This window comes from Ruegeria sp. HKCCD7559 (assembly GCF_013110575.1).
Classification (GTDB): Bacteria; Pseudomonadota; Alphaproteobacteria; order Rhodobacterales; family Rhodobacteraceae; genus Ruegeria.
The window spans coordinates 107,369-122,484 of record NZ_WVQU01000005.1 but is presented as its reverse complement, the minus strand read 5'-3'; the positions used below and the strand labels follow the sequence as shown (position 1 = coordinate 122,484).

The 15,116-nt window shown below is 58.4% G+C and carries 17 protein-coding genes; 12 read left to right on the top strand and 5 right to left on the bottom strand.

Annotated elements, in window-relative coordinates; all coding sequences use genetic code 11:
- Nucleotides 1-69: 69 nt before the first annotated feature.
- The 10 genes from cyoE (at nt 70) to GS605_RS14485 (ending at nt 9,029) form a co-directional block, all read left to right on the top strand.
- The gene (gene cyoE, locus GS605_RS14530; protein WP_171724427.1) at nt 70-1,020 is read left to right on the top strand and encodes a heme o synthase; all 951 of its coding nucleotides are present in this window, start codon (nt 70-72) and stop codon (nt 1,018-1,020) included.
- On the top strand, nt 1,017-1,178 hold the full coding sequence (locus GS605_RS14525; protein WP_171636882.1) for a hypothetical protein: 162 nt from the start codon (nt 1,017-1,019) through the stop codon (nt 1,176-1,178). Before cyoE ends, GS605_RS14525 begins: the two co-directional genes overlap by 4 nt.
- Nucleotides 1,178-1,753, top strand: a complete 576-nt coding sequence (locus GS605_RS14520; RefSeq protein ID WP_152457260.1) for a cytochrome c oxidase assembly protein — start codon at nt 1,178-1,180, stop codon at nt 1,751-1,753. The genes GS605_RS14525 and GS605_RS14520 overlap by 1 nt, the downstream gene beginning before the upstream one ends.
- Before the next feature lie 22 nt (nt 1,754-1,775).
- Nucleotides 1,776-2,591, top strand: a complete 816-nt coding sequence (locus GS605_RS14515; RefSeq protein ID WP_152457261.1) for a cytochrome c oxidase subunit 3 — start codon at nt 1,776-1,778, stop codon at nt 2,589-2,591.
- Between the two features lie 157 nt (nt 2,592-2,748).
- Nucleotides 2,749-3,426, top strand: coding sequence for an SURF1 family protein (locus GS605_RS14510; protein WP_171724426.1), 678 nt, complete (start codon nt 2,749-2,751; stop codon nt 3,424-3,426).
- Nucleotides 3,423-4,811, top strand: coding sequence for a threonine synthase (gene thrC, locus GS605_RS14505; RefSeq protein WP_171724425.1), 1,389 nt, complete (start codon nt 3,423-3,425; stop codon nt 4,809-4,811). Before GS605_RS14510 ends, thrC begins: the two co-directional genes overlap by 4 nt.
- Nucleotides 4,808-6,070: an insulinase family protein gene (locus GS605_RS14500; RefSeq protein WP_171724424.1), complete on the top strand. Its 1,263-nt coding sequence runs from the start codon at nt 4,808-4,810 to the stop codon at nt 6,068-6,070. Before thrC ends, GS605_RS14500 begins: the two co-directional genes overlap by 4 nt.
- Entirely contained in the window at nt 6,070-6,654 is a 585-nt protein-coding gene (locus GS605_RS14495; protein WP_171636888.1) for a GNAT family N-acetyltransferase, read from the top strand. The genes GS605_RS14500 and GS605_RS14495 overlap by 1 nt, the downstream gene beginning before the upstream one ends.
- Before the next feature lie 102 nt (nt 6,655-6,756).
- Entirely contained in the window at nt 6,757-7,575 is an 819-nt protein-coding gene (locus GS605_RS14490) for an MBL fold metallo-hydrolase (protein WP_171205647.1), read from the top strand.
- Nucleotides 7,576-7,613: 38 nt separating this feature from the next.
- Complete coding sequence (locus GS605_RS14485) at nt 7,614-9,029, top strand: FAD-binding oxidoreductase (RefSeq protein ID WP_171724423.1); 1,416 nt, start codon at nt 7,614-7,616, stop codon at nt 9,027-9,029.
- A 36-nt stretch (nt 9,030-9,065) separates the two neighbouring features.
- Here GS605_RS14485 and GS605_RS14480 read toward each other — a convergent pair whose 3' ends face one another.
- Nucleotides 9,066-9,548 carry a fasciclin domain-containing protein gene (locus GS605_RS14480; protein ID WP_117869700.1) on the bottom strand — a complete coding sequence of 161 codons (483 nt, stop codon included), beginning with the start codon at nt 9,546-9,548 and terminating at the stop codon, nt 9,066-9,068.
- Between the two features lie 170 nt (nt 9,549-9,718).
- On the bottom strand, nt 9,719-10,258 hold the full coding sequence (locus GS605_RS14475) for an adenine phosphoribosyltransferase (RefSeq protein ID WP_171636894.1): 540 nt from the start codon (nt 10,256-10,258) through the stop codon (nt 9,719-9,721).
- 438 nt (nt 10,259-10,696) lie between these two features.
- On the opposite strand from GS605_RS14475, the gene GS605_RS14470 reads away from it, so the two are divergent.
- Nucleotides 10,697-10,870, top strand: a complete 174-nt coding sequence (locus GS605_RS14470; RefSeq protein WP_171117543.1) for a hypothetical protein — start codon at nt 10,697-10,699, stop codon at nt 10,868-10,870.
- A gap of 7 nt (nt 10,871-10,877) precedes the next feature.
- On the opposite strand, the gene GS605_RS14465 is transcribed toward GS605_RS14470, so the two are convergent.
- The 3 genes from GS605_RS14465 to GS605_RS14455 all read right to left on the bottom strand — a co-directional run bounded on the left by GS605_RS14465 (nt 10,878) and on the right by GS605_RS14455 (nt 13,293).
- Nucleotides 10,878-11,507: a LysE family translocator gene (locus tag GS605_RS14465; protein WP_171724422.1), complete on the bottom strand. Its 630-nt coding sequence runs from the start codon at nt 11,505-11,507 to the stop codon at nt 10,878-10,880.
- A gap of 286 nt (nt 11,508-11,793) precedes the next feature.
- Nucleotides 11,794-12,666, bottom strand: a complete 873-nt coding sequence (locus GS605_RS14460; protein ID WP_171724421.1) for an S-methyl-5'-thioadenosine phosphorylase — start codon at nt 12,664-12,666, stop codon at nt 11,794-11,796.
- A 66-nt stretch (nt 12,667-12,732) separates the two neighbouring features.
- Entirely contained in the window at nt 12,733-13,293 is a 561-nt protein-coding gene (locus tag GS605_RS14455; protein WP_171724420.1) for a hypothetical protein, read from the bottom strand.
- A gap of 166 nt (nt 13,294-13,459) precedes the next feature.
- On the opposite strand from GS605_RS14455, the gene GS605_RS14450 reads away from it, so the two are divergent.
- A complete protein-coding gene (locus GS605_RS14450) occupies nt 13,460-15,094 on the top strand; it encodes a SulP family inorganic anion transporter (protein ID WP_171636902.1) in 1,635 nt (544 codons plus the stop codon).
- The last annotated feature ends 22 nt before the right edge of the window (nt 15,095-15,116 follow it).

The following is a 15,116-nucleotide window of genomic DNA, read 5'->3' as shown; positions in this document are numbered from 1 at the left end:
AAGCCCGCCTGACACGAAATGCAGGCTGTGCGGGCTGACCGCGCAGCTTTCGCCCCAGAAGGACCCGAGATGACCGACGCAAGCATCAATGCCAGCACAGCGACCGCCCACGCGGACGAGGCCAGCTTTGGCGATTACTTCGCCCTGCTGAAGCCGCGCGTGATGTCTCTGGTCGTGTTCACGGCGCTGGTCGGTCTGCTGGCGGCCCCGGTTCCGGTCCACCCCTTTGTCGGGTTCTGCGCCATTCTGTTCATCGCCATTGGCGGCGGCGCGTCCGGTGCGCTGAACATGTGGTGGGACGCGGATATCGACCGTGTCATGAAACGTACCAAGGGCCGCCCGATCCCGTCCGGCAAAGTGGAAGAGGGCGAGGCGATGGCCATCGGCCTGACCCTGTCGGGCCTGTCGGTCATCATGCTGGGCCTTGCGACCAACTGGTTCGCAGGCGCTTTCCTTGGCTTCACCATCTTCTTTTATGTTGTCGTCTACACGATGTGGCTGAAGCGCACGACGCCGCAGAACATCGTGATTGGCGGTGCCGCCGGGGCCTTCCCGCCGGTTATTGGCTGGGTGGCTGCTACCGGGTCCATGGAGGTTGAACCGTGGCTGATGTTCGCCCTGACCTTCATGTGGACACCGCCGCATTTCTGGGCACTCGCGCTGTTCATGCGCTCGGACTATGATGACGCGGGCGTGCCTATGCTGACCGTCACGCATGGTCGCCGTGCGACGCGTGTACACATTCTCGTCTATACGGCCCTGCTGGCGATACTGGCGGTGGGAACCGCGTTCTCTGGCATCGGTGGTCCCATCTATCTGACCGTGGCTTTGGTGTTGAACGCGTTGTTCCTGCGCGGCGCCTGGCAAATTTCACGTCGGACCGAGGATGACTCGGAGGCCGATAGTTTCAAGGTCGAACGCAGCTTTTTCAAGCTTTCGCTGCTCTACCTCTTCCTGCATTTCGGCGCTATTCTGGCCGAAGCCTTGCTGAAACCCTATGGTTTGGGAGGATGGTCATGAGCCTGCGCAAAAGCCATGAACTGCATCAGCGTCGGTTCAGCCGCAATCTGGGCGTCGGCCTGACGCTGGCTGCCTTTATCGTGATCATTTTCGGCCTGACGATCGTCAAGGTCTCGGGTACTGACTTCAACATGGCCACACAGGAGATCCAGAACTGATGGCTTTGTCTGGTCCACAGAAAACGGTCGCTCAAACCGTGGGTGTGGTTGTCCTGATGGGTAGCCTGGCCTGGGCGGCGGTACCATTCTACGACTGGTTCTGCCGCGTGACCGGATTTGGCGGTACAACCGGTGTGGCCGAAGCCGCCCCCGAAGACATTCTGGACCGCACGGTCACCGTACGGTTTGATGCGTCCAAGGCCAAAAACATGGCCTGGGAATTCAAACCGGTCGTTCGCGAGATGGAAGTGCGCATCGGCGAGACCGGACTGGCTTTCTATGAGGCCTACAACCCAACGGATCGTCCAATAGCGGGTCAGGCCTCATACAATGTGGCACCCTATTCGGCGGGCGGGTATTTTCAAAAAATTGCCTGTTTCTGCTTTGAAGAGCAGGTGCTGCAACCCGGCGAACGGGTAGAGATGCCGGTGACCTTCTTCGTCGATCCTGAAATGGTCGAAGATCTTGAAGCAAAGTATGTTCATACGATCACGCTGTCGTATACATTCTACGAAATTGACCTGCCAGAGGGCTATGCCGCCCTTGAAGCGCAGGCAGAAACAAACACGAACTAACGCCTGTAGGTGAGGGACGCTGATGGCACACGCTAAAAACCATGATTATCACATTCTGGCCCCGTCGATCTGGCCTCTGATCGGAGCTGTCGGCGGCTTTGTGATGTTGTTCGGAGCCGTCCTTTGGATGCACGGATTGACCCCGTGGATGTTCTGGGCCGGTCTGGTCGCAGTTCTTTACACCATGTTCGCATGGTGGTCCGAAGTTGTTGTCGAAAGCCGCCAGGGGGATCACACCCCTGTGGTTCGCATCGGTCTGCGGTACGGTTTTATCCTGTTCGTCATGTCCGAGGTGATGTTCTTCTTTGCCTGGTTCTGGTCGTTCTTCAAACATCGCATGTACCCGATGTACGACTATGCCGGCACCGAATACATCCAGCCGGACATCCACGCGGTTGACCCGTTCCACCTGCCGCTGATCAACACTCTGGTTCTGCTGCTGTCGGGCTGTGCTATCACCTGGGCCCACCACGCGCTGGTGCATGACAACGACCGCAAAGCGCTGATCAACGGTCTGGCCATCGGTATCGTTCTGGGCATTGCCTTTACCGGTTTGCAGGCGTTCGAATACTATGAGCTGCTGGCCCATGAAGGTTGGAAATTTGGCGATGATCAGTTCTATTCGAACTTCTTCATGGCGACCGGTTTTCATGGTTTCCACGTCATCATCGGCACCATCTTCCTGTCGGTCTGCCTGATCCGGGCCCTCAAAGGCGACTTCACACCGGAAAAGCATGTCGGGTTCGAAGCGGCGGCCTGGTACTGGCATTTCGTTGACGTTGTCTGGCTGTTCCTGTTTTTTGCAGTCTACATCTGGGGACAGGCCCCGCTGATGTAAGCCCGATCAGCTGATCAAATTGCAAAAGCCGCCCTTGAGGGGCGGCTTTTTCTCTGTTCCGGGCGCAAGATTGCGCCCCATACAATTGCGTGGTTGCAATTTGGCCCACACGCCCCTTAACAAGACGCCGGTTCCTGAAACGAGGTTCGACCCTGCCATGCGCCGCATTCTGTTCCTGCTGATCTTCGGCCTCGCCGGTTTGGGCGTTCTGCTGTCGCTGGGGATCTGGCAGATGCAGCGTCTGGCCTGGAAACAGGAGCTGTTGGCAGAGATTGAAAGTCGCATTTCAGCCGACCCTATCGCCTTGCCCCGGCAGGTTTCAGAGGACACCGACAAATACCTTCCGATAACGGTTTCGGGTGAGATGGAACCAGGCGAAATCCATGTTCTTGTTTCGGTCAAACAGGTCGGGGCAGGGTATCGCATCATCCAATCGTTCAACACCGAGGACCGCACAATTCTGGTCGATCGGGGGTTTGTGCCGACAACTGCAAAACAGGCGTCGCGTCTGACCGGTCCGATGGAGATCACCGGCAACCTGCACTGGCCGGATGAGGTCGACAGCTATACGCCCGAGCCCGATATTGACGACAACATCTGGTTTGCCCGGGACGTGCCCAATCTGGCCGCCGCGCTGGGGGCCGAACCGGTGTTGCTGATTGCACGGTCTCAGACCGACCCGAACGTGACGCCTTTGCCGGTGGATACGGCGGGGATTCCAAACGATCACCTGCAATATGCAATCACCTGGTTTGGCTTGGCTCTGGTTTGGGCTGTGATGACCGGTTATTTTCTGTGGCGCAATCGCGCCCCTTCTGAGAGTGAAGAGCAATGAAATACATCTCGACCCGTGGCCAAGCGCCAGAACTGACCTTTGAAGAGGCGATGCTGACCGGATTGGCCCGCGATGGGGGGCTTTATCTGCCCGCCGAGATCCCTGTGATGAGCCATGACAAGATCGCGGCGCTTGCTGGTCTGCCCTATGAAGACATCGCGTTCCGTGTGATGTGGCCCTATGTCAGCGGCTCCTTTGCAGAGGATGAGTTCAAGCAGATCATCGCGCGTGCCTACGAGGGTTTTGGTCATGACGCCCGCGCGCCGCTGAAGCAGCTGAACGAGAATCACTTCTTGCTGGAGCTCTTCCACGGCCCCACGCTGGCCTTCAAAGACTTTGCCATGCAGTTGATCGGCCAGCTGTTCCAGGTGGCCCTGAAACGGCGCAATGACCGCGTGACCATCGTGGGCGCGACCAGCGGCGACACCGGTTCTGCCGCGATTGAGGCGTTCCGGGGGCTGGATGCCGTGGATGTGTTCATCCTGTTCCCGCATGGCCGCGTGTCCGAGGTGCAGCGTCGCCAGATGACGACGCCTGCGGACAGCAACGTTCATGCCTTGGCCGTGGATGGCGATTTCGATGATTGTCAGGCCGCGCTGAAAGATATGTTCAACGATTTCGACTTCCGCGACGGGGTCAAGCTGGCAGGTGTGAACTCGATCAACTTCGCCCGGGTGCTGGCGCAGATCGTTTATTATTTCTCGGCCGCCGTCAGCCTCGGCGCGCCGCACCGCAAGGTCAGTTTCACTGTGCCGACCGGCAATTTCGGCGACATCTTCGCAGGCTATCTGGCCAAGCGCATGGGCTTGCCCATCGACCGTCTGGTCGTTGCAACCAACCAGAATGACATCCTGCACCGCTGTCTGTCGGGTGAGGGGTATTTCAAGGGCGACACCATCCCCTCGATCAGCCCGTCGATGGACATTCAGGTCAGCTCGAACTTTGAGCGGGCGTTGTATTACGCCTATGGCGAGGACGGCGGTGCCGTGGCGCAGCTGATGGACGAGCTCAAAAATGGCGGCTTCAACGTCAGCCAGGGCGCGATGGAAGCGCTGCGCGAGAGTTTCGACTCGGGCCGGGTGTCCGAAGACGAAACGCTGGCGACGATCAGGCATACGCTTGCCCACAGCGCGGAACTGGTCTGCCCGCACACTGCGGTCGGGATCAAGGTCGGCGAAGACCACCGTGCCACCGATACCCCGATGATCACCTTGGCCACTGCGCATCCCGCCAAGTTCCCCGCCGCAGTCGAGAAGGCGAGCGACGTGCATCCACCTCTTCCATCCCGCATGTCTGATCTGTATGAACGTCCGGAACGGGTGACCCGCATCGCCAATGATCTGGGTGCCCTTGAGGATCATATAAAAAGGCACATCGCTGAGTGACTGTCAGACAAGACCAACTGAAGAACGGGTTTCGTATCGTCAGTGAACATATGCCGGGGCTGCAATCTGCGGCCATCGGCATCTGGGTAACCGCCGGTGGGCGGCATGAGCGGATCGAACAGAACGGAATCGCGCATTTCCTTGAACATATGGCGTTCAAGGGAACCGAGCGCCGTTCGGCGCTGCAAATCGCCGAGGCGATCGAGGATGTGGGCGGATACATCAACGCCTATACCTCGCGCGAGGTAACGGCCTATTACGCGCGCGTTCTGAAGGACGACGTGGCGCTGGCGATGGACGTGATCGGCGACATCGTTCTGAACCCGGTTTTCGACCCGCGCGAAATCGAGGTCGAACGCGGCGTGATCCTTCAGGAGATCGGTCAGGCCTATGACACGCCCGACGATGTGATCTTTGACTGGTTACAGGAGCAGAGCTATCACGACCAGCCTTTGGGCCGAACCATTCTGGGACCATCCGAACGGGTCAGTGCGTTTTCACGAGAAGACCTCTCTGGCTTCGTAGCAGAGCATTATGGCCCCGATCAGATGATCCTGTCTGCTGCCGGTGCCGTGGATCACGATCAGCTGATGAAAATGGCCGAAGAGATGTTCGGTCATCTGCAACCACGCACCGGGCTGATCGCCGACCCTGCGCGCTTTACCGGTGGTGAAGCACGGCAGGAGAAAAAGCTGGAGCAGGCCCATTTTGCACTTGCGCTGGAAAGCCCGGGTTATCGCGACGATGCGATCTATACGGCGCAGATATATTCGACGGCTCTGGGTGGCGGCATGTCCTCACGGCTGTTCCAGGAGGTGCGTGAAACACGCGGGCTCTGCTATACGATCTTTGCCCAGACTGGTGCCTATGCGGATACCGGTACGACGACGATCTACGCCGGTACCTCGGCAGATCAGGTGGCAGAGCTTGCCACCATCACCATCGACGAGATGAAGCGCGCAGCAGAGGACATGACCACGGAAGAGGTTGCCCGTGCCCGTGCGCAAATGAAAGCCGGGATGTTGATGGGGCTGGAAAGCCCGTCAAACCGGGCCGAACGGCTGGCGCGGCTGGTTCAGATCTGGGGGCGGGTCCCGTCTCTGGAAGATACGGTGGCCAAGATCGATGCGGTCAGCACCGAAAATGTGCGCGTATTTGCCGAGCAGATGGCCGTCAACGCACCTGCCGCTTTGGCGCTGTACGGGCCGGTTTCGGGGGCGCCGACATTGGCCGAACTACAGGAGAGGCGCGCGGCGTGATGCTGTTGGGCAGACGCAAGCTGAAACTCGAGACTGCGCGGCTCAGCCTGCGCCCGCCTGTACATTCCGACTTCAACGATTGGGCCGCGTTGCGGCGAGCCTCGAAAGGTTACCTGACGCCTTGGGAACCGATCTGGGCCAAGGACCACCTGAGCCGCAAATCCTTTACCAACCGTGTGTATTGGGCACAACGTTCGGTAGCGGCCGGGACGGCAATTCCGCTTTTTCTGTTTCGCCGTGAAGATGACGTGTTGGTTGGGGCCATCACGCTGGACAACATTCGGCGCGGTCCCGCACAGGCGGGCACATTGGGGTACTGGACCGGTCAGGCCTTTGCCCGACAAGGGTATATGCGTGAAGCCATCGGCGCGATGGTTCACCATGCCTTTACCCGTTTGGACCTGAGCCGGATTGAAGCCGCCTGCCTGCCGGAAAACCGGGCGTCGCGCGGGTTGCTGGAAAGCTCGGCCTTCAAATACGAGGGCGTGGCGCAGTCGTATTTGCAAATCAACGGGCGGTGGCGGACGCATGTTCTGTATGCCAGCCTGCGGTCTGACCGGCGTGGAAAAACCGACGCGGGATAGGGGGCGCTGCCCCCGTCGCGGCAAGCCGCGCCTCCCCCGGGATATTTGGGGCCAGATGAACAACGGGCATGACTTGTTGTCTTTCTGCGCTACACTCGGGGTATGCGCTGGTTGATTGCGGCATTGATGGTGATTTCGGGCGGGGCCGCTGCGCAGGAGCGACGGCCAAGTCATTGTGTCGCCATTGCCGATGCGGCGCCCGGAATCGAGTATCTGCACAGGGCGGCCTGGCAGGATCCGGTGCCGGAATTCTCGGTGCGGATCAGCTATATCGCGCATGCGTCTTTCATGATCCAGACCCGCGGCGGGCTGAATGCGGTGACGGATTTTACCGGATTTATCGGCAGCGCAAACCTGATCCCCGACGTGGTGACGATGAACCATGCCCACGGCACGCATTGGACGGCGCATCCCGACCCGGCCATTCCGCATGTTCTCCCGGGGTGGGGAGAGTTCGGGAAAGGTATCGAGCATCATCTGGATCTGGGTGAGATGCTGGTGCGCAATGTCTCGACCGATATCCGGTCTGTATATGGTGGGGTCGAAGAACGCGGCAATTCGATTTTTGTGTTCGAGGTTGAGGGGTTGTGCATAGGTCATCTGGGGCATTTGCATCATGTCCCTTCGGATGAACAGTTTGCCGCGCTCGGGCGGCTGGATGTGGTCATGGCCGCCGTGGATGGCGGGACCACGATGCCTTTGCCCGATATGATTGCGGTTCTGAAACGGCTGAAAAGTTCTGTCATCATTCCGATGCACTGGTTCTCGCAGTTTTCGCTGGATCGCTTCCTGGTGGATATCAGGGATACATTTCCGGTTGAGCGCGACGGGGTGTCGGAGATCACCGTGTCGTTGCGGAACCTTCCGGACCGCCCCACGGTTGTGGTGCTTGAGCCGCGCTATCTGATTGATCTTGAATAAGGCTTGCGGCAACCGCATCGCTTGGGCATTGGAGGCGTATGAGTTTGAACCCCGCTGATGACCGTTTTGCCGCGCTGCTCCGTTCGAAACTGGGCGACGGTGTGCTGCGCCCCGTAGAGGAACGGTATTTGGAAGAACCGCGCGGGCGTTTTTCGGGACGGGTCGGTCTGCTGGCCTTGCCGCGCAACACCGATGAGGTGGCGCAGCTTGTAAAATTGGCTGCACAGGCACAGGTTCCGATTGTTCCATATGGCGGCGGCACTGGCCTGGTCGGCGGGCAGGTGATGTCGGCGGGGCCTGCGCCGTTGGTGATCTCGTTGGAACGGATGACCGTCATCCGGTCTGTCTTTCCAACCGAGAACGTTCTGGTCGCCGAAGCCGGGGCTATTCTTCAAGACGTTCAGGCCGCAGCCGAGGCGGTAAACCGGTTGTTTCCTTTGTCATTGGCGGCGCAGGGATCCTGCCGGATCGGGGGCAACCTGTCGACCAACGCAGGGGGCGTCAACGTTTTGCGGTATGGCAACGCGCGCGACCTGTGCCTGGGGCTTGAGGCGGTGCTGCCCAGTGGTGAGATCTGGCATGGCCTCAGCCGGCTGCGAAAGGACAACACCGGCTATGACTTGCGCAACCTGCTGATTGGGGCCGAGGGGACGCTGGGGATCATCACTGCCGCATCGCTGAAGCTGTTCCCGCGACCCACCGGTGTCGGGACCGCGGTGTTTCAGGTGGCTTCTCCCGAAGCGGCGATCGACCTGCTGGCTTTGGCGCGGGACAAGGTGGGTGAGGCCGTCAGCACGTTTGAACTGATCCACCGGCAAGGGCTTGATTTCCTGACCGAGGTTCTGCCGGATGTCCGTCAGCCGTTCGCCTCGCCCCCGGAGTGGAGCGTTTTGATCGAGCTGGGTCTGGCTGATGGGCAATCACCATTTGCCGCGTTGGAGGAACTCTTTGTTCGCGCTGAAGAACTCGGTCAGGTTCAGGACGGAGTAATCGCCCAAAGTGAAGCGCAGAGAGCCGATTTGTGGGCGGTGCGCGAACGCATTCCCGAAGCCAATCGTCTGATCGGGTCAGTGTCGAGCCATGATATCTCGATCCCGATTTCCAGAATTCCCGATTTCATTTGCGAAGGCAGAGAATTGATTGCACGCCTGGGGCCCTTCCGGATCAATTGCTTTGGTCATCTTGGTGACGGCAACCTGCATTACAACGTGTTCCCGCCCAAAGGGCGATACCGATCGGAATTTGATGATCAAAGAGGCGCGATCAAGCAGGCCGTCCATCATCTGGTCTATTCCTTCGACGGTTCGGTCAGTGCCGAACATGGGGTCGGGCGCCTAAAGACCAGCGATTTGGAACGCTACTGCGATCCAGCCAAGCTGGGCGCGATGCGGGCCATCAAGCGGGCATTGGACCCGCAGGGCATCATGAATCCCGGCGCGGTTCTGAAAGGGTGAACACGGCCCGAACGTCGGACCGTGCCCGGTTGTTTCCTACGATGCAGGCAGGATCACCTTGTCGATCACATGGATCACGCCGTTCTTGGTTTCGATGTCGGCCTGAACCACGTTGGCGTCATTCACCATCACACCCGAATCCAGATCGATCGTGATATCGCCGCCTTGTACGGTTGCAGCCGTCATGTCATCGCTCAGATCACCTGACATCACTTTGCCCGGCACGACATGGTAGGTCAGAATGGCAACCAGCTGATCCTTGTTTTCGGGCTTCAGCAAGTTTTCGACGGTGCCTTCTGGCAAAGCCGCGAACGCATCATCGGTGGGGGCAAACACGGTGAACGGGCCTTCGCCTTTAAGTGTGTCCACCAGTTCGGCGGCCTGAACTGCCGCGACAAGTGTTTCAAAGCTGCCAGCGGCGACGGCTGTGTCGACAATGTCCTTGCCGTGACCATCGGCGAATGCAGCAGTGCTGAAGAGGATCGAGGCGACACCGGCGGCGGCGAATTTGCGGAACATGAGCTAAACTCCCTGGGTTGAAATGCTTCAAGTAGCATCACACAGGGTACGGGACAGCCTGACCACAAGATCACTTATATTGATCCGTTTTGCGGCTTGATCGGCGCGAAAACCAGCCTAAGCCTTTCCGGTTTTTAGTTTCCAGTCACGTTTTTGTGAAAAACTCCTGGTCAGAGTCCTTCGAATTCGCACAGGACATGCACGTCCATGCCCATCTCTTCCAACACTTTACTGCCGCCAAGCTCGGGCAGGTCAATGATGAAGGCGCACGAGACGATTTCGCCCCCAAGCCGCTCGATCAGCTTGATGCCCGCCGCTGCAGTTCCGCCCGTGGCGAGCAGATCGTCAACCACCAGAATTTTTTCGCCGGGTTGGATGGCATCGTCATGGATCTCGACGATCGCCTCTCCGTATTCCAACTTGTAGTCCTGGCTGATTGTCGTGCCGGGCAGTTTGCCTTTCTTGCGGATCGGGACAAAACCGACGCTCAACTGATGTGCAATCGCACCGCCCAGAATGAACCCGCGTGCTTCAAGCCCGACCACTTTGTCTATCTGCTCACCGGCATAGGGGTGCAGCATCTGGTCAATCGCCATCCGAAACCCACGGGGGTCGGCAAACAGAGTTGTCACATCCCGAAACATGATCCCTTCATGCGGGAAATCGACGATGGTTCGGATATAATCTTTGACAGATTTATTTCTGGACATGGACCAACCTTTTAGCGTCAAACACAGGTATTGTGTTTGGCCCAACGGGGTTGGCCATGCAAGGAACAATTCCACGGCTGGATCAGCACGGGAGTGAGGTTGCAGCGTTGAGCAGGCCAAAAACCGAGGCAACTTGTGCGCCGGCCAAGATAAGTCTCCGACCCATTTTCTTGCTTGCTGCCACCTGTTCCAAACAGTTCCACGCTCGAATTTCCGGTAGCGCAATGAGCAATCTGTTTGGTTTGCAATTCGACATGTCCGTGTCTCAGGCGCGGTCGGCTTCAATTGCGAGGAGCTGGCTCAAGAACGGTCCGAAGGTGGCAAGGTTCATTGTCAATGTCCTGTCCTTGCCGTTAAGTGCCCGATAACGACAAAAACTATGCTATGGATATGCACAGCATCGCCAGATAGAGCTTAACTTCGTTGGGAAAAATACACGTGGCCAGGAATGAAGGCAAAGGATCGACCAAGAAAAACAGTCAGTTGGTCTTACGCCTCGACAGGGATGAACGTGACTCGTTTGTCGAGCTTTGCAAAGAGCTGGACACGTCGGCTGCGCGCGAAATCCGCAGATTTATCCGTGGATTCATGAAAGAGCACGCCGAAGACTGATGCGGTGTCAGGCCGGTCGGCGTAGGACCGCCGTGGCCATACCCATGCCGATCAAGGTCAACCCGCCAAACTGTGTCATCGCAGTGATTACGCTGGCGCGGCCGATCAAACGCCGCAACCTGTCTGCCAACAGGGCGTAGGCCAACGCGTTCAACCAGGCCAGCCCGACGAATGTGGCAATCAGGATGACGAACTGAGGTCCAAGCGGTTCAGCGGGGTGTATGAACTGCGGCACAAAGGCAATGAAGAAGGCGATGGATTTCGGGTTCAGGGCTGTGACGGCGGCTGCGTGGCCAAATACGCTGCGCGCTGTGACATCCCGCCCGGTGTCGACCATGTTCAATCCACCGGCTGGCGCACTGCGCAACAGCTTGATCCCAAGCCAGACCAGATAGGCCGCGCCCACCCATTTGAGAACGGAAAACAACGTGGCCGAAGCCAGAACAAGCGCGCCAAGCCCCAGCAAAGATGCGGTCATGGCCAAAAGATCGCCCACCGCCACCCCCGTGGCCGATGCGACGGCGACACTGCGCCCCTTGGACAGGGCATAGCTGAGAACCAGCAACACCGTCGGGCCGGGGAGCAGCAGCAAAGCCGTAGATGCAGCCACAAAGGCCAGCCAGACTTCAAAAGGCATAATGCGGTTCCTTTACTCAACTCAATTCATACAGATTTTCTGTCATACTACGAATTGGATTCAAGTCGACAATGTCGGATTCAATTTCCCTGTTCGAGGCGCTAAAACAGGCCAAATACGCAAAACGCATTACGCTCGAAACCCAAGAAGTCGCAGGAAACACTTAAAGAAAAATGCCACGGAACGTTCCGTTCTGACAAACCGGCAGGACAACAAACCTTACCAGTACCCTGTGCCAGGCCGGGTTTCGGCGCGATTTCCGGCCATCAGTAGCAAAACCGGGCGTTTACATCACACGCCCGGCCACCGCATCCAACTTGGCCATAAGCGCCGGGTCGCGCTTTTCCGGTGCGGTCAGGATCGCGTATTCCAGCGCCCGGTCGCAACCGTGCGGGCAGGGTGTTCGTTCGGCCCCCAGAAGGGACGGCAGGCCCTTGACCAGTGCGCGGCCTTTTTCGGCATTGCCGGTCAGGGTGGCGATGATCGTGGTCACGTCCACCTCGCCATGGTCCGGGTGCCAGCTGTCATAATCGGTGACCATCGCGATCGACGCGTAACACAGCTCGGCCTCGCGGGCGAGTTTCGCCTCGGGCATGTTGGTCATGCCGATCACGTCACAGCCCCATTGCTCGCGATACATCCTGGATTCCGCAAGGCTTGAAAACTGGGGGCCCTCCATCGCCAGATAGGTGCCGCCCCGGTGGATTGTGATGCCGGCGGCCTTACCTGCCGTCTCGCATGAGTCCGACAGGCGTGGGCAGGTGGGATGAGCAACGCTGACATGGGCAACGCAGCCCGTTGCGAAAAAGCTTTTGTCCCGTGCAAAAGTGCGATCGATGAACTGATCGACAATCACGAAGTCACCCGGTGCCATATGTTCGCGGAACGATCCGCAGGCCGACACCGAGATCACGTCCGTCACGCCCAACCGTTTCAGCGCATCGATATTGGCGCGATAAGGTACATCGGTGGGCGAATGCACATGACCGCGCCCATGACGTGGCAGAAAGGCCATTTCGATACCGTCAAGCGACCCTGTCAGGATCTGGTCTGACGGCGTACCCCAAGGGGTCTCAACCTCTACCCATTCCGGGTTTTCCAGCCCATCGATGTCATAGATGCCCGATCCGCCGATGACGGCTATTCTGGTTTGGGTCACTGTCCTGCTCCGCCTGAATATCTGATGTTGAATTTGTGCGGGTTCAGCCCGGATTTGACAAGAGGCCTATTCCCGTAACGTCAACAGGTTGCGCTGCTGCGATTGCACGGTGAAATCATCCCAGGCCGCGCCAAACATGCCCAGAGACCAGGTCAGATCCTGTGATTGTCCGTGCCGGTCTCGAAACACAAAGCGGAACGCATCGCCGGTCAGCATGGCGTCCAAAAGCGCCTCGGCACGTTGGTCTTCGAAGGTACAGCCAAGCCCGGTCAGGCATCCGGGGCGCCGCGTGCGCCATATGGCTTCTTCGCTGTTGTCGATGCGAAATCCGGATGGGTTGAAGAAAGTGCCCGGCTCGATCCCGAATTCAACTTTGAAACCTTCAGGTTCGGGCGTAATGAAAACGAACTGTGCCGCAAATTTTGGCCGAAAGGAAAACACCTCGGCCCGTCGGATGTAACACCGCTGCCGCAGGGTGTTGTCTTCTTCGCGCTCGTCACAGATCGAATTCCAGATGCCGAAAATCTCGTGATGCGTTACCCGCCAGTTGCCGGCCGTGTCATTGCCATCCAAATCCTGTGCAAGGACGGGAAGGGCCGGGAACAGTAAGAAGAGGATCCAACGCATGGCCTCACATGTTGTGGCTTCATCATGGTTCTGCAAATCAACTTGCCGCGAGCGTCACGTATGCGTCACACGCATGGCTGCATCCCGTTTTATGCAGTAGCTCAATGCCGGCGCGCCAGCTACAACGACGCCTTCGCGCGAACATATAATCCTATAGGACTGTCTGATGCCCCGAGCCTTGCTGGCAAGCTTTGCCAATCGCCTTGCCATTCCCGATCTGCGCTGGGTTCCAGATGAAGGGCTGACCGTCTCACGCCTGCGGATCGAGCTGCTGTCCGGCCTGACTGTTGCCCTTGCACTGGTGCCCGAGGCGGTGGCCTTTGCCTTTGTGGCGGGTGTGCACCCGCTGGTCGGTCTTTATGCGGCGTTTTTGGTCGGTTTGATCACCGCACTGATCGGTGGACGGCCGGGCATGATCTCGGGCGCGACCGGCGCGCTTGCGGTTGTCATGGTGGCACTGGTGGCCGAGCATGGGGTTGAATACCTGTTCGCGACCGTTGTTCTTATGGGACTCCTTCAGGTCATCGCCGGGGCGATGCATTGGGGGCGCTTCATCCGTTTGGTGCCGCATCCTGTCATGCTGGGCTTTGTGAACGGTCTGGCCATCGTGATCTTTCTTGCCCAGATGGGGCAGTTCAAAGTGCCCGGAACCATGGAAAATACCGGTCATGGCATGGGCGGCGGCGAATGGTTGTCCGGGATGCAGCTTTACACCATGTTGGGTCTTGTCGGGCTGACAATGGCAGTGATCTGGGTCATGCCCCGGATTACACGCATCATTCCTGCGCCGCTGGCCGGTATTCTGGTTGTCGCGGCAATCGTGATCGGTTTTGGCCTTGATGTGCCGCGCGTCGGCGATCTGGCATCGATCGAAGGCGGCCTGCCTTCCTTCCATATTCCAATGGTTCCTCTGAACTGGGAAACCTTTGAGATCATCCTGCCATATGCAGTCATTCTGGCCGCCATCGGCCTGATCGAATCCTTGCTGACCCTGAACCTTGTGGGTGAGATCACAGGCAAGCGTGGTGGGGCGTCTCAGGAATGCATCGCGCAGGGCGCATCGAATATCGTGACCGGATTTTTCGGCGGCATGGGCGGTTGCGCGATGATCGGGCAGTCGATGATCAACGTGAAATCCGGCGGGCGTACTCGTATTGCCGGAATTGCAGCAGCGCTTTTCCTGCTGGTCTTCATCCTGTTCGCATCACCCCTGATCGAACAAATCCCGCTGGCCGCGCTGGTTGGCGTGATGTTCATGGTTGTGATCGGCACCTTTGCGTGGAACTCGTTCAAAATTCTGCGCAAAGTACCAATGACCGATGCGTTCGTCATCGTTCTGGTCACTGTCGTAACGGTGATGGAGGACTTGGCCGTTGCCGTTGTGGTCGGCGTCATCGTCTCGGCGCTGGCCTATGCCTGGAACAATGCCAAGCGCATTCATGCGGTCACGCGTGACTCCGAGACCGAGAAAGGCGCGAAAGTCTATGAAATTCAGGGGCCGTTGTTCTTTGGGTCCTCTGACGGCTTTATCGAACTGTTCGACGTCCCGAACGATCCCGAAACCGTCATCATCGATTTCGCCGAAAGCCGCGTGGTGGATCAGTCCGCGCTGCAAGCCATCGAGAATATCGCAGGAAAATACGAGGCAGCAGGCAAACGAGTCATGCTTCGCCACCTGAGCCGGGATTGTCACAAACTGCTGAACAAAGCCGGACACCTCATGGTCGACAGTGATGATGACCCGGACTACGAACTGGCGGTAGATTACTCTGTCCGCACCGGTATTCTGGGCGGGCACTGACTTCGAAAGGCGGCCAATCAGG